Source organism: Xanthomonas sp. D-109, assembly GCF_017746095.1.
In the GTDB taxonomy this organism is placed as follows: domain Bacteria; phylum Pseudomonadota; class Gammaproteobacteria; order Xanthomonadales; family Xanthomonadaceae; genus Xanthomonas_A; species Xanthomonas_A sacchari.
This window is the reverse complement of the sequence record NZ_JAGHWV010000003.1, coordinates 126,916-140,476: the sequence shown is the minus strand read 5'-3', so window position 1 is coordinate 140,476 and position 13,561 is coordinate 126,916. Positions and strand designations below refer to the sequence as shown.

The window sequence follows — 13,561 nt, the reverse complement described above, 5'->3', positions numbered from 1 at the left end:
ATGTGGAGCGACGCACCGTCTGCGTGCGTCGCCTTCCAGCCTGATCCGTTGGGCGCTCGAACCAACGCTAGTGCTTGAAGGGAACCAGTTCCGGGGGCTTTGTCCCCTTCCACTGTCCTTGCTTCAATGCGCCAGGACAGATGCTCTGGTATTGAGCAAGCGCTGCGATCGCGGTCGTCGTCCATCCAACGCAGTGATGTGTCGAGACCGGTGTTGGATAAGGGCAATACGGCGACACCGGCGCCCAGGTCCCCGAGATGGGGTCCACCGGCTTCCAGTTGTAGTCAGGAATGTCGCAGCCCTTGGAACAGAACAGGAACGGGTCGTCCATGCGGCAGACCAGCGTCTGGTGCGGCGTCGATGCGATCGCACTGGTCTGCAGCCCGGCAGCGGCGACCAATATCCATATCCAGCGTTTCATAACGATTCCTTCTGTCAATGATGGTGTCCACCGAATACCCAGGCTGACCATTTGGCAGCGCATCTTCCGAATCCTGGGTGCGTCAGACGCACGCGCCGGCAGCGCAGCCGGGAAATAGGGCAGCCCGGCCCTAGCTTACCAGGGGTTCTGGGGTGCGAAACACCGCAAGCGGCGGCGCCTGCTGCGCCCAGCACCGACGCCGGTCGTGCGCCTGGACGGACGTGGACACGCCCAGGCACCCCTCGATCGCCGTACTGACAGTCGCCGTCAGCGGTCTTGGGGCGGTGCGGCCCCCGGGGGCGGGACGGGCTGCCGCTCCGCTGGCACCTGCGCCCCCGGCGGCACCCAGATCGCCATGCCGGCGGCGCGCTTCTGCGTGGTGGGGATGCCGATGCCCAGGCCGCCGCCGACGTGGCCGCCGTAGCTGCCCGCGCCGACCGACAGGCCGCCGCCGGAGCGCTGCGAGCCCACGCCCATCAGCACCACGCCGTTGGCGCCGAGCTTGGCCGCGTCGCGCTTGAGCCGGTCCACCGCCGCGTCGGTCTGGCCCTGGGTGCCGAAGCCGGCCGCGCTGGAGGCTTCCAGCTGGGCGATATCCACCGCTCCCGGCGGCGGCGCGGAGTAGATCTGCACCAGCGCCGGGTCGATCGGCGGCCGCGCCGCGCCGACCATCACCTTCGAGGAACTGGCGCAGCCGGCCAGGCTCAGCAGCAGCGCCAGCGGCAACAACGGTCGGATCTTCATGGCCTTGCCCCCGTGGTCGGATCTCACGCGATCATAGGCGGGCCGGGTGAATCGTGCCGAACCCGCCGCTGTCGCACCCTGGCAGGGCCGCCGTGATCCCCATGCCAAGAGTTGGGTTGCCTGGTCGTTGCCGCGCGCTATGGTGCAGGCTGACATTCGCATGGAGGCCGGCATGGGCCTGATCAGTCTGCTGTGGGGCATCGTGGCGTTGCTGTGGATGATCCTGGCCTTCATCCCGCTGCTCGGCTGGGGCAACTGGTTCCTGATCCCGTTCGCCGCGGTCGGCGCGCTGATCGCCGCGATCGGGCTGCTGTTCACCGCCGCGCCCAATCGCGGCCGCGCCAAGACCGGCCTGCTGCTCAACGCGCTGGTGATCGTGGTCGGGGTGATCCGGCTGAGCCTGGGCGGCGGCGTCCTCTGAGCCGCGTGCCGGGCGACCGGCATGCTGTGTTGCAGCATCCTGCGCGGCTTGCCACGCCGGCGGGAGTAACATGCGCAGCCGACGGTGGCCCGCGCGCGGGCCGCCCTGCGTTCACGCCGGTGCCGGCGGCGCGGCCTGCGGTGCCTGGCGGCATCGGCCGTACGACTGGCGCGGCCTCCCAACATCCGCCCACCCAGGAGCCTGCACGTGGCCCATCCCCACTATCGTCCCCGGCGCATGCGCCGCGATGCCTTTTCGCGCCGGCTGATGCGCGAGCACACCCTGACCGTCGACGACCTGATCTGGCCGGTGTTCGTCCACGACGTGCCTGGGCGCACGCCGATCGCCTCCATGCCCGGCGTGGAGCGGCTGTCGATCGAGGAACTGCTGAAGGAGGCCGAGGCCGCGCTGGAACTGGGCATCCCGGTGATCGACCTGTTCCCGGTGATCGACCCGGCCGGCAAGTCGCTGGACGCGGCCGAGGCCTGGAACCCGGACGGCCTGGCGCAACGCGCGGTGCGCGCGCTGAAGGCGCGCTTCCCCGAGCTGGGGGTGATGACCGACGTGGCGCTGGATCCGTACACCAGCCACGGCCAGGACGGCATCATCGACGACCGCGGCTACGTGCTCAACGACATCACCGTCGAGGCGCTGGTGCAGCAGTCGCTGTCGCATGCGCAGGCCGGCGTGGACATCGTCTCGCCCTCGGACATGATGGACGGGCGCATCGGCGCGATCCGCCGCGCGCTGGATGCCGACGAACATCTGCACGTGCGCATCATGGCCTACTCGGCCAAGTACGCCTCGGCGTTCTACGGCCCGTTCCGCGAGGCGGTGGGCAGCGCCGGCAACCTCGGCAAGGCCGACAAGACCACTTACCAGATGGACCCGGCCAACGGCGACGAGGCCTTGCGCGAGATCGCCCTGGACCTGGAAGAAGGTGCGGACATGGTGATGGTCAAGCCCGGCATGCCCTACCTGGACGTGGTGCGGCGGGTGAAGGACGAATTCCGCGTGCCGACCTTCGCCTACCAGGTCAGCGGCGAGTACGCGATGCTCAAGGCAGCGATCGGCAACGGCTGGCTGGACGAGCGCGCCTGCGTGCTGGAGTCGCTGATGGCGTTCAAGCGTGCCGGCGCCGACGGCGTTCTGACCTACTTCGCGCCGCAGGTGGCGCGCTGGCTGCGCGAGGCGCGCTGAGCCGGCGTCTGTCTGTGCAAGCGGCTGCAGCGCACGCCCGATAACGATGGTCGGCGTGCTGTAGGAGCGGCTTCCGCCGCGGCCGGGCGTTCCTGTCGAAGCCCGGTCGCGGCGGAAGCCGCTCCTACGCGCGTCAGGCCGAATGGGAGCCCGGCAGACAGCCCAGCCCCAGCAGCGTCGCCTCCACCGCCACATCCAGCGGTGTGTGCGGTTCTTCGCCCAGCAGTTCCAGCAGCCGCGCGTTGCGCATGCGCAGCGGGTGCCGCCACAGCGGACGCATCTCGTGCAGTTCGCGCGCCAGCGGCCAGAACGGCACGGCCAGGGTCAGCAGCGGCCACGGGAAACGGCGCGTGCGTGGCGGTGCCAGACCGTGGCGCTGCGCGACCCGCGCGATCGCCGCGGCCATCTGCGAGCCGTCGGCGTCCCAGTGCCCGTCCATGTGCAGGCGGGCGAACGCCGGCAGACGCTCGCGCCGCTGCAGCAGCGCCAGCATGGTCCGCGCCACGTCCGGCACATAGGCCCACTGGTGGCCCACGCCCGGGTCGCCCGGCAGGGTCACCGTCGCCACCGGTCGCCCGGGGCGCACCAGCCCCTGCGCGAACCAGCTGTTGCCCACGCGCGGGCCGAAGAAGTCGCCCGCGCGCACCACGATGGCCCGCGCGCCCTGGGCGGTCGCCGCCTGCAGGCGCCGCTCCAGTTCCACCCGGATCGCGCCCTTGCGCGTGACCGGGGCCTGCGGCGCGTCTTCGTCCGGCGCCGGATAGGCGTCCGGGCCGTAGTTGTAGACCGTGCCCGGCAGGACCACGGTGGCACGCTCGGCGATCGCTGCGGCCACGGTGTTGTCGATCATCGGCAGCACCAGCTCCGACCAGCGCCGGTAACCGGGCGGGTTCACCGCATGCACGATCACCGCGCAACCCCGGGCCGCCTGCAGCACGTCCGCCCGTTGCAGCGCATCGCCGCGGAGCCAGTGGATGCCGTCGCGCTCCGCGCTGGGGTGGGCGAGGCCGCGCTGCAGGGCGCGCACCTGCCAACCGGCGTCGCGCAACTGCCGCGCCAGTTCGCCGCCGATGCCGCCGCTGGCGCCCAGCACCAGGGCCGTGGAAGAAGAGGACATGACAGCGCTCCGTTGGGGTCGGCGGTCAGTGTCGGTGCCGGTGCCGCTGAAGAAAATTGGCGAATACTGCGGACCGGCTATACATTTCTGTATGGACAACACGATCGGCTGGGAACTCTACCGGTCCTTCCTGGCGGTGCTGGAGGAAGGCTCGCTGTCGGCGGCGGCACGCGCGTTGGGCCTGACCCAGCCCACCGTCGGCCGTCACGTGGCAGCGCTGGAACAGGCGCTGGCGGTGCCGCTGTTCGTGCGTTCGCAGACCGGCCTGCTGCCCACCGATGCCGCGTTGGCCTTGCGCGGGCATGCGCAGGCGATGGGCAGCCTGGCCGCGTCGCTGCAGCGCGCGGCGGGCCGCCACGGCGATGCGGTACGCGGCACGGTGCGCATCGCCGCCAGCGAGGTGATCGGGGCGGAACTGCTGCCGCCGGTGCTGGCGGCCCTGCGTCGCGCGCATCCGCACCTGCGGCTGGAACTGGTGCTGAGCAACCGGGTGCAGGACCTGCTGCATCGCGAGGCCGACGTGGCGGTGCGCATGACCCGGCCCACGCAGGACGTGCTGATCGCGCGTCACGTCGGCGAGGTGGCGGTGGCGCTGTTCGCGCACCGGGACTACGTGGAACGCCACGGCCTGCCGCAGACGCCGGAGGACCTGCCGCAGCATGCGCTGATCGGCTTCGATGCGGAGACGCCGTTCCTGCGCGCGGCGCGCAGTGCCTTGCCGGCATGGCGGCGCGAGGCGTTCGCCTTGCGTGCCGACAGCGACCTGGCGCAACTGGCATTGCTGCGCGCCGGCTGCGGCATCGGCTTCTGCCAGGTCGCGCTGGCGCGACGCACGCCGGCGCTGGTGCCGGTGCTGCCGCAGCAGGTACGCGTGGGCCTGGAGAGCTGGATCGTGATGCACCAGGACGTGCGCGGCAGCGCCGCCTGCAGCGCGGTGTTCGCGGCCCTGGTCGAGGCGATGACCGCGCACACCGCCTGAGGTGCGTGCGCGATGGCGGCCGGCCGGCGCACACGCGCCGCCGGCCGCCCCCACCCGGACAGGGATGTCAGGACGCTTTTACCAATCCCGAATCCCCACTCCCGAATCCCTGCCTTACGGCAACGTCAGCGCGATCGGATTGGCCTTCATGCTGGCGCTGATCGCCGGGAACGGATCCACGCCGGACATGGTGATGACGTCGTTGATCGACACCACGTCGCAGTTGATGGTGCTGTCGTTGACGCACATGTAGGCGGCCGCGCCGTTGCCCGGCTCGTACACCGCCTTCCACACGTAGTCCGGGACCTGCACGTTGTCGGCGCCGATGCTGCTGCGCGTGCCGCTGTCGAAGGCCGGGCCGGTGACCACGTAGACCTCGCCGCGCTGCTTGGCCAGCTGGCGCACCTGCTCCTCGATCCGCGCCCACTCGCCGGTGTTGAGCTTGTGGTCCTGCGGGACCACGTTGGCCATCGAGAAGGTTTCCTTCTCCGAGTTGGTGGTCGAAGCGTCGCCGGCCGGGGTCATGTGGCCGCGGTCGTAGCCGGAGTTGGTGTAGTCCGAGGTGTGCGAGCGGTCGGCGGCGGGGATGCCGGTCTCGTCGTGGAAGGAGCCGACGCGGCCGATCGATTCGGCACCGGCGACCTGCTGGTCGGTGATGTGCTCGGCCGAGTACAGCGGACCCTTGGTCACGCCCGAGGCCATCAGCACGTACTCGGTGTGGCAGACCTCGGTGGTGCGGCTGGTGATCGACGCATCGAGCGTCGGCGCCTTGCCGCCGGCGTAGAGCGTGGGGCAGCTGGTGGCGGCGCTGGCCGCCTGGGCGGCGAACAGCGCAAGCAGGGCAAGACAACCGCGCAGGGAGACGGACATTGCAGGAACCTCGGGGGTGGTCGATGGAGGTGAAGAAACTGGCCACGTTCGATGTCCGTCAGGTGACGGCTGGATGTGCTGCCAATGGCAACTGCGCCGCGGGTCACGCTTGGCGGTAGACGCCGCGCGGCGACGGATCAATCGCATGCGATAAGCGTTCTCATTTACAATGCGCGACCGCCCTGTCCCGCACCGCGCCGCCGTGATCAAGTCGCTGTTGTTCCAGTTGCATTGGCTGCTCGGCATCAGTGCCGGTCTGGTGCTGTCGGTGATGGGGCTGAGCGGGGCCACGCTCGCCTTCGAGGACGAGATCGTGCGCCTGGCCAATCCGCCGCTGGCGGCCATCGCTGCGCGCCATGCCGCCGGCGAGCAGCCCTTGCCGCTGGCCGAGCTGGCGCGGCGCCTGGACCTGGACGGCGCGCACCGCAGCAACCGCCTGCTGATCGATCCGACCGGCACGCGGCCGTCCGCGGTGCGCCTGCCGGGCCGCGACGGCGGCCGCCTGTACTTCGACCCCTACACCGGCGCGGTGCTGCCGGCGCCGCGCCTGGACGGGTTCTTCTCCTTCGTCGAAGACCTGCACCGGCGCCTGGCCGCCGGCGAGCGCGGCAAGGCGATCACCGGGGTTTGCGCCTTCGTGCTGATCTTCTTCTGCCTGTCCGGCCTGTATCTGCGCTGGCCGCGACGCTGGTGGAGCTGGCGCGCGTGGTGGGCGGTGGAGTGGAACCGGCAGGGGCGCAGCTTCCTGTGGAGCCTGCACTCGGTGATCGGTACCTGGTGCCTGCTGGTGTACCTGCTGATCGCCGCGACCGGGCTGTACTGGTCCTACGACTGGTACCGACAGGGGCTGGTGGCGGTGCTCGGCGGCGATGCCGCGCCCAAGGAGAAGGAGGGCGGTCGCGGCGGCAAGCCACCGGCGGTGGACTACGCGCGGCTGCAGGCGGCCCTGGCGACCCTGCCGGCCGCGCAGCGCGCTTACCTGGACCTGCGCATGCCCGGTCGCAGCGGCCAGCCGATCGTGGCCCGTTACCTGCCACCCGATCCGGCGCACGACCGCGCCTACGACAGCGTGGAGGTCGATCCGGCCAGCGGCCGCGTCCTGCGCCACCTGGAGTATCGGCAGCAACCGCTGGGCCGGCGCCTGCTGACCAGCATGTTCGCGCTGCACAGCGGCAGCTTCTTCGGACTGCCCGGGCGCGTGGCGATGCTGCTGGCGAGCCTGTGCATGTCGCTTTTCTTCGTCACCGGCTGGATGCTGTACCTGGATCGCCGGCGCAAGAAGCGCGCCTTGCGCGAAGCGCGGCGCGCGCTGCCGGGATTGGTCGGCGATGCCGCCGGCGCCTGGCTGGTGGGCTTCGCCAGCCAGAGCGGCCTGGCCGAGCGCCTGGCCTGGCAGACCGCCGCGCACCTGCAGGCCGCAGGCCTGGCCGTGGAGGTGCGTTCGCTGGCGCAACTGGAGCTGGCGCACCTGCGCGGCGCGCAGCGCGTGCTGTTCGTGGTCAGCACCTTCGGCGACGGCGAACCGCCGGACTCAGCGCGCGGTTTCGTCCGGCGCGTGCTGCGCCAGGCGCAGGCCTTGCCGGAGCTGCGCTACGCCATGCTCGGCCTGGGCGACCGGCAGTACCCGCAGTTCTGCGGCTTCTCCCGCGAGGTGCAGCACTGGCTGGACGCGCAGGGCGCACAGGCGCTGTTCCCGGCACTGGAAGTGGACAATGCCGACCCGCAGGCGCTGGCGCAGTGGCAATGGCAACTGTCCGCGCTCACCGGCGTGGCGGCGTCGGCGCCGGTGCTGCAGGCGCCGGAACCGCTGGACTGGCGCCTGGCCAGGCGCGTCCTGCTCAATCCCGGCAGCGTCGGTGCGCCGGTGTGGCGCATCGATCTGGTGCCGCCGCCGCAGGCGCACTGGCATGCCGGCGACATCCTGGAAGTGCAGCCCTGCCACGCCGCCGACGCGGTCCGCACCTGGCTTGCGACGCAGGCGTTGGATGCCGAACAGACGGTGCAGGCCGATGGCGTGCCTCAGCCGTTGTGGCAGGCACTGGCATCGCGCGCGCTGACGTCGCCAACGCCGGGCGACGACCTGCAGGCCTGGGTGGACGCGCTGCCGAATCTGCCGTTGCGCGAATACTCGATCGCCTCGGTGCCGGCCGACGGCCTGCTGCAGATGGTCGTGCGCCTGACCCTGCGCGACGACGGCAGCCCCGGGCTCGGCGCCGGCTGGCTGTGCCAGCATGCACCGCTGGGCGCGGTACTGCGCGCGCAGGTGCGCGCCAACCCGGGGTTCCGGCGGCATGGCGCTGCGCCGATGCTGCTCATCGGCAACGGCACCGGCATCGCCGGCCTGCGCAGCCTGCTGCGCGAGGCCGAGCAGGTCGGCGTGCGGGGGCACTGGTTGCTGTTCGGCGAGCGCAATGCGGCGCACGATGCCCTGTTCGGCGACGAACTGCAGGCGTGGCAGGCCGCCGGTCATCTGCAGCGCCTGGATCTGCTGTTCTCGCGCGACCAGGCACACAAGCGCTACGTGCAGGACGGGCTGCGCGAATCCGCCGACGCGGTCCGCGACTGGGTCGCGCGCGGCGCCACCGTGTACGTCTGCGGCAGCCTCGCCGGCATGGCGCGCGGCGTGGATGTGGCACTGCGCGAGATCCTGGGCGAGGACGCGCTGGATGCGCTCAGCGCCGAGGGCCGCTACCGGCGCGACGTGTATTGAGGCGCTGCGCCGATCGCAGCGCGATCCAGGGCCTTGCGTGCCTGCGTTGATCGTCGCTGCGCATCATGATGACGGGCTGAGGACGGTGGCAGCCATTTAAGGGACTCTGATCCGTGCGGAATGCACGCGTGTAGCGACCGGGCGATGCGTCCGAGTGCCATGCGTCGGGACTGAAGTCCCTCCCACAACTGCTTTCTGTCTGCTTGTTTTATGTCGGCGCGGCAGCAGACCGGCCCTGTCTCGCGTCGCCGCGCAACCCGCTTACCTGCAGTCGCCGCTACCGGTGGCGGCCGGCGCCTTGATCCGGTACAGGTCGCGCTTGCCGGCCCTGGGCGCGCGGGCGCTGCCGGACAGCAACAGTTCGCTGGGCTTGGACGCATCCAGCACGGCGCCGGCGGTGTGGCCGTCGCGACTGTTGAACGACAGCGCCAGCGGCTGCGGGTCCGCGTAGCGGCCGCCGGCGCATTGCGCCAGCAGCACCTGGCTGCTCGCATTGCCGTGCGCACGCGCGAACAGCAGCGCGCGGCCGTCGCCCAGCCACGCCGCATCGGTGTCGTCGTCGGCGCTGTTGACTTCGGCCAGCGCCTGCGGTGCGGTGAAGGTCTGACCCTGCAGGCGCGCCACGAACAAGTCCAGGCCGCCGGCGCCGCCATGGCCGTCGCTGGCGAACAGCAGCCGCGTGCCGTCCAGCGACAGGGCCGGCGCACGCTCGTTGCCCGGCGAATTCACCGCCGCGCCCAGGTTCTGCGGCGCACCGTAGCCGCCGTCGGCGAGCACCGGCGCGCGGTACAGGTCGCTGCCGCCGTGGCCGCCGGGACGATCGGAGGCGAAGTACAGCCAGCGTCCGTCGGCGCTGAAGAACGGGTCGCTGTCCAGGTTCGGCGAGTTGAGCGGTGCCGGCAGCGGCTGCGGGTCGCTCCAGCGGCCGTCGCGCAGCCGCGCCTGCCAGAGATCGCCGCCGCCGGGCCCGCCGGCGCGGTCGGGACTGGCCCAGACGATGCGCTGGCCGTCTGCCGATACGCTGGCGCGGGTCTCGTCGGCAGCGGTGGATACCACGCCCATGCCCTCGATGCCGAATTCGGAAAGCGCGAACGCACACGGCGCGCAGAGTAAACTCGCGGCCAGCGCGAGCGGCAGGGCAGGGGTCCGCATGAGGGATTCCATGGAATGTCGCCGCCAGTCTAAAACAACCAACGAGCGCTCCATGCCCAACTCCCGTTTTGCCGTGTTCGGCCATCCCGTCGCCCATTCGCTGTCGCCGCGCATCCACGCCGCCTTCGCCAAGCAGACCGGCATCGCCCTGCAGTACGAGGCGATCGACGTCCAGGCCGACGGGTTCGCCGCGGCGCTGACCGCCTTCGCCGCCGACGGCGGTGTCGGCGCCAACGTGACCCTGCCGCTGAAGGAAGCCGCGTTCGCGCTCAGCGTGGTGCACAGCGCACGCGCGCAGTCGGCCGGTGCGGTCAACACGCTCAGCTACCGCGATGGCCAGTGGCACGGCGACAACACCGATGGCGCCGGCCTGGTGCGCGACCTGACCGACCGCAACGGCCTGGACCTGCGCGGCCGCCGCGCGCTGCTGCTGGGCGCCGGCGGCGCCGCGCGCGGCGTGGCGCCGGCGCTGCTGGAGGCCGGCGTGCAGCAACTGGTGGTGGTCAACCGGGCGCCGGAACGCGCCGATGCGCTGGTCGATGCGCTGGGCGAGCCGGCACGCGCGATCTCGCGCTACTGGGAAGACCTGCGCGAGCTGGGCGATTTCGAACTGATCGTCAATGCCACCACCATCGGCCGCGACCCGGCCGCCAGCTTCACCCTGCCGCTGTCGCTGATCAACAGCATGACCCTGGCGGTGGACCTGAACTACGGCGAGGTGGCGATCGCGTTCCTGGCCTGGGCGCGTGCGGCGCACTGCCGCGACACCGTGGACGGCCTGGGCATGCTGGTGGAACAGGCCGCCGAGAGCTTCGAGGCATGGCATGGCGTGCGCCCGGACACCGGTCCGGTGTACGCCGCGCTGCGCGAGCGCGATGCGGTTCTGGTCAGCGCCGACTGACGCCTGCGTCTTCATCGAGAGGAACGACTGCGTGGACACTGGACTTGCGATGCAAATGTTGACGACCCTGCTGTTCCAGCTGCCGGTCGTGGTGGTGTACGTGGTGGGGATGGCGCTGCTGGCCACGCGGCGCCCCGGTCGCCCACGGACGCTGGGCCTGTGCGGGTTGAGCCTCATGCTGGTGGTGATGCTGCTGGGCACGGCGCTGTCGATGTTGCCGATGTGGCTGATGTCGCGTGGCGCCAGCCTGTCCCAGTTCACCATGTGGCTGGGCGTGCTGCGCGCGGTCCTCAGCCTGATGTTGACGGTGGGCGTGCTGCTAGTGGTGCTGGCGCTGCGCTTCGCCCTGCCGCCGCGCGTGGCGCCGCCGCACTGACCGACGCCACCGGATTCGAGGGAGGACGCGATGCCGGCAATGGAGTTGCACCCGCTTCTGGACATGAGCGTGCTGACCGGTGCGCTCGGCTTGCTGGCGCGCCTGTTGCTGCCGCTGATCGCCCTGCTGCTGCTCCCGCGGCTGGCGCCGGGCCGCGCGCGCACGCTGGCCCGGCTCGGGCTGACGGTGTTGCTGATGGACGCGATCCTGCCGCGGCTGTTGAACGCGATCCTGGGCTCGGTGGCGCTGCTGTCTCCGCAGTTCCGCGGCGTCCATCCGGACGTTTCCGCGCTGGTGCATCTGCTGGACGATGCGCTCTACGTGGCCGGCCTGGCGTTGCTGCTGCGCGCGCTGTGGCTGGCGCTGCCGCGCAAGACGGCGCCGCCGCTGCCATAACGCGGCGCGCCGCACCGTTCAGTTCCCGGGTTTCAGTCCCTGCGACGGGACGTGAGAAAATGCCGGGATGACCGATTCCGCTTCGCCGTCGACGCCGCCCGCGTCCGGCCCGTCCCCGCGTCAGCTCACCGAACCGGTCAAGCTGGCGATCCGCGATGCCTACGCCAAGCTGCAGGCCAATACGCCGGGCTTCCGCGTGCGCCGTGCGCAGAGCCAGATGATCGGCGTGGTCTCGCGCGCGCTGGGCACCTCCGGCGGCGTGGGCGTGGCCGAGGCACCGACCGGCGTCGGCAAGAGCCTGGGCTATCTGACCGCCGGCGTGCCGATCGCCCTGGCCAGCAAGAAGAAGCTGGTGATCAGCACCGGCACGGTGGCGCTGCAGTCGCAGCTGGTCGAGCGCGACATCCCGGCCTTCCTCAAGGCCACCGGGCTGGAGGCCACGGTGGCGCTGGCCAAGGGCCGCACCCGTTACCTGTGCACGCGCAACGTCGCCGAGCTGCATGGCGAGGCCGCGCAGGACAGCATGTTCGAGGACGAGGCGCCGCTGTACGACCGCCCGCTGAGCCCGGCCGAGGCCGAGCAGGCGCGCGCGCTGGCCAAGGCCTACGCCGACCGGACCTGGAACGGCGACCTGGACGCCGCGCCGGAGCCGGTGCCGCCGTCGCTGCGTGCGCGCATCACCACCAATGCGGCCGGCTGCGCCGGGCGGCGCTGTTCGTTCGCGGTGCAGTGTCCGGTGCTGAAGGCGCGCAGCGAGGTGCGCGATGCGCAGATCGTGGTCACCAACCATGCCCTGCTGCTGTCGGCGCTGTCGCTGGGCGACAGCGACAACGGCCAGCCGCTGATCGCGCCACCGTCGGACATGCTGCTGGTGCTCGACGAAGGCCACCACATCGCCGGCGTGGCCATCGACCAGGGCGCGGCGAACCTGCCGCTGGACGAGCTGGCGCGGCGCACCGGCCGCCTGCAGGCGCTGGTCGGCGCCGCCTACCGGCTTGCCGACAAGGACCGCATCGGCAATCAGTTGCCCAACGAGGCGGTCGAACTCGCCGCGCGGGTGGCCAAGGGCCTGAAGGCGTTCCGCGCCGAGATCGAACGGGTGTGGGTGCCGGAGCCGGGTCAGGACGAACCGATGTGGCGCGCGCCCAATGGCCGCCTGCCCGAGGACTGGAAGCCGCTGATCGATGCGCAGGCGCAGGACACCGGGGCGCTGCTGAACTGGGTGCAGGCCGCGCACCAGATGGCGGCCAAGTCCAAGCAGGAGGACGCGGCCAAGGAGCGCCTGCAGCGCAACCTGGGCATGGCCCTGGAGATGGTCGAGCAGCAGTACGCGCTGTGGCTGGGCTGGCGCCGCGAGGACCAGGACGGGCAGCCGCCGATGGCGCGCTGGATCACCGCCTCGCGCGATGCTGATCTGATCTGCCATTGCTCGCCGGTGTCGGCCGCGCAAGTACTGCGCTCGCTGCTGTGGAGCGAGGTGGATGCGGCGGTGCTGACCTCGGCCACGCTCACCGGCGGCGGCGATTTCCAGGCGCTGGCGATCGACAACGGCCTGCCCGCGCATGCGGAGATGGTGTCGCTGTCCTCGCCGTTCGATCTGCCCAACCAGGCCGAACTGATCGTGCCGGCGTTCCCGGTGGCGCCGGACGACCGCGAGGGCCATCCGCGCGAAGTGGCGCGCTACCTGGTGCGCGAACTGGACTGGGGCAAGGGCTCGATCGTGCTGTTCACCTCGCGCTGGAAGATGCTCAAGGTGGCCGATCTGCTGCCGATCGCGCAGCGCAACCGCGTGCTGGTGCAGGGCGACGGTTCCAAGTCGCAGATGATCGGCGAGCACATGCGCCGCATCGCCGCCGGCGAAGGCTCGGTGCTGTTCGGCCTCAATTCCTTCGGCGAAGGCCTGGACCTGCCGGGCGAGGCCTGCACCACGGTGGTCATCACCCAGGTGCCGTTCGCGGTGCCGACCGATCCGCAGACCGCCACGCTCGGCGAATGGTTCGAGAGCCGCGGCCTCAACGCCTTCAACCTGATCGCGGTGCCGCACGCGCTGCGCACCCTGACCCAGTTCGCCGGCCGCCTGATCCGTACCGCCGACGACCACGGCCGCGTGATCATTCTCGATTCGCGGCTGCTGACCAAGCGCTACGGCAAGCGCATCATCGATGCGTTGCCGCCGTTCAAGCGGGTGATCGGCTAGTGGAAGCACGTGCGAAGCCATTGATGCCGACGTAGTCGATCGCCGTTTCGCGCGACACACCGCGGGCGCTGTGGTGG

The 13,561-nt window shown here is 71.0% G+C and carries 13 protein-coding genes; 8 read left to right on the top strand and 5 right to left on the bottom strand.

Annotated elements, in window-relative coordinates; all coding sequences use genetic code 11:
- Window positions 1–67 precede the first annotated feature (67 nt).
- Window positions 68–421, bottom strand: a complete 354-nt coding sequence (locus J7357_RS05045) for a hypothetical protein (RefSeq protein ID WP_081481889.1) — start codon at window positions 419–421, stop codon at window positions 68–70.
- 267 nt (window positions 422–688) lie between these two features.
- A complete protein-coding gene (locus tag J7357_RS05040) occupies window positions 689–1,165 on the bottom strand; it encodes a hypothetical protein (RefSeq protein ID WP_209245223.1) in 477 nt (158 codons plus the stop codon).
- Window positions 1,166–1,337: 172 nt separating this feature from the next.
- Between J7357_RS05040 and J7357_RS05035 the strand changes: the two genes are divergently transcribed.
- A complete protein-coding gene (locus tag J7357_RS05035; RefSeq protein ID WP_209245222.1) occupies window positions 1,338–1,586 on the top strand; it encodes a hypothetical protein in 249 nt (82 codons plus the stop codon).
- A 207-nt stretch (window positions 1,587–1,793) separates the two neighbouring features.
- Window positions 1,794–2,786: a porphobilinogen synthase gene (hemB, locus tag J7357_RS05030; protein ID WP_209245221.1), complete on the top strand. Its 993-nt coding sequence runs from the start codon at window positions 1,794–1,796 to the stop codon at window positions 2,784–2,786.
- 133 nt (window positions 2,787–2,919) lie between these two features.
- Here hemB and J7357_RS05025 read toward each other — a convergent pair whose 3' ends face one another.
- Window positions 2,920–3,903 (bottom strand): NAD-dependent epimerase/dehydratase family protein, encoded by a 984-nt coding sequence (locus J7357_RS05025; protein ID WP_209245220.1) that lies wholly within the window; start codon window positions 3,901–3,903, stop codon window positions 2,920–2,922.
- A 91-nt stretch (window positions 3,904–3,994) separates the two neighbouring features.
- Here J7357_RS05025 and J7357_RS05020 point away from each other — a divergent pair, with 91 nt between their 5' ends.
- Complete coding sequence (locus J7357_RS05020) at window positions 3,995–4,882, top strand: LysR family transcriptional regulator (RefSeq protein WP_209245219.1); 888 nt, start codon at window positions 3,995–3,997, stop codon at window positions 4,880–4,882.
- Between the two features lie 114 nt (window positions 4,883–4,996).
- On the opposite strand, the gene J7357_RS05015 is transcribed toward J7357_RS05020, so the two are convergent.
- Complete coding sequence (locus J7357_RS05015; RefSeq protein WP_019801907.1) at window positions 4,997–5,752, bottom strand: DNA/RNA non-specific endonuclease; 756 nt, start codon at window positions 5,750–5,752, stop codon at window positions 4,997–4,999.
- Window positions 5,753–5,954: 202 nt separating this feature from the next.
- Here J7357_RS05015 and J7357_RS05010 point away from each other — a divergent pair, with 202 nt between their 5' ends.
- Window positions 5,955–8,462, top strand: a complete 2,508-nt coding sequence (locus tag J7357_RS05010; RefSeq protein ID WP_209245217.1) for a sulfite reductase flavoprotein subunit alpha — start codon at window positions 5,955–5,957, stop codon at window positions 8,460–8,462.
- Window positions 8,463–8,723: 261 nt separating this feature from the next.
- On the opposite strand, the gene J7357_RS05005 is transcribed toward J7357_RS05010, so the two are convergent.
- A complete protein-coding gene (locus J7357_RS05005; protein WP_209245215.1) occupies window positions 8,724–9,614 on the bottom strand; it encodes a PD40 domain-containing protein in 891 nt (296 codons plus the stop codon).
- Window positions 9,615–9,666: 52 nt separating this feature from the next.
- Between J7357_RS05005 and aroE the strand changes: the two genes are divergently transcribed.
- From aroE to dinG, 4 genes are all read left to right on the top strand, one after another.
- The gene (aroE, locus tag J7357_RS05000; protein ID WP_209245213.1) at window positions 9,667–10,515 is read left to right on the top strand and encodes a shikimate dehydrogenase; all 849 of its coding nucleotides are present in this window, start codon (window positions 9,667–9,669) and stop codon (window positions 10,513–10,515) included.
- Window positions 10,516–10,564: 49 nt separating this feature from the next.
- Entirely contained in the window at window positions 10,565–10,891 is a 327-nt protein-coding gene (locus tag J7357_RS04995; protein WP_209245212.1) for a hypothetical protein, read from the top strand.
- Between the two features lie 63 nt (window positions 10,892–10,954).
- Complete coding sequence (locus J7357_RS04990) at window positions 10,955–11,287, top strand: hypothetical protein (protein ID WP_244667285.1); 333 nt, start codon at window positions 10,955–10,957, stop codon at window positions 11,285–11,287.
- Window positions 11,288–11,354: 67 nt separating this feature from the next.
- On the top strand, window positions 11,355–13,484 hold the full coding sequence (gene dinG / locus J7357_RS04985; protein ID WP_209245208.1) for an ATP-dependent DNA helicase DinG: 2,130 nt from the start codon (window positions 11,355–11,357) through the stop codon (window positions 13,482–13,484).
- The last annotated feature ends 77 nt before the right edge of the window (window positions 13,485–13,561 follow it).

Excerpts from the sequence above, each read along its gene's own strand:
- dinG (WP_209245208.1), top strand. The coding sequence starts at position 11,355 with ATGACCGATTCCGCTTCGCCGTCGACGCCGCCCGCGTCCGGCCCGTCC.
- J7357_RS05005 (WP_209245215.1), bottom strand. The coding sequence starts at position 9,614 with ATGCGGACCCCTGCCCTGCCGCTCGCGCTGGCCGCGAGTTTACTCTGC.
- J7357_RS05045 (WP_081481889.1), bottom strand. The coding sequence starts at position 421 with ATGAAACGCTGGATATGGATATTGGTCGCCGCTGCCGGGCTGCAGACC.
- J7357_RS04990 (WP_244667285.1), top strand. The coding sequence starts at position 10,955 with ATGAGCGTGCTGACCGGTGCGCTCGGCTTGCTGGCGCGCCTGTTGCTG.
- J7357_RS05040 (WP_209245223.1), bottom strand. The coding sequence starts at position 1,165 with ATGAAGATCCGACCGTTGTTGCCGCTGGCGCTGCTGCTGAGCCTGGCC.
- J7357_RS05035 (WP_209245222.1), top strand. The coding sequence starts at position 1,338 with ATGGGCCTGATCAGTCTGCTGTGGGGCATCGTGGCGTTGCTGTGGATG.
- J7357_RS05025 (WP_209245220.1), bottom strand. The coding sequence starts at position 3,903 with ATGTCCTCTTCTTCCACGGCCCTGGTGCTGGGCGCCAGCGGCGGCATC.
- aroE (WP_209245213.1), top strand. The coding sequence starts at position 9,667 with ATGCCCAACTCCCGTTTTGCCGTGTTCGGCCATCCCGTCGCCCATTCG.
- J7357_RS04995 (WP_209245212.1), top strand. The coding sequence starts at position 10,565 with ATGCAAATGTTGACGACCCTGCTGTTCCAGCTGCCGGTCGTGGTGGTG.
- J7357_RS05020 (WP_209245219.1), top strand. The coding sequence starts at position 3,995 with ATGGACAACACGATCGGCTGGGAACTCTACCGGTCCTTCCTGGCGGTG.
- J7357_RS05015 (WP_019801907.1), bottom strand. The coding sequence starts at position 5,752 with ATGTCCGTCTCCCTGCGCGGTTGTCTTGCCCTGCTTGCGCTGTTCGCC.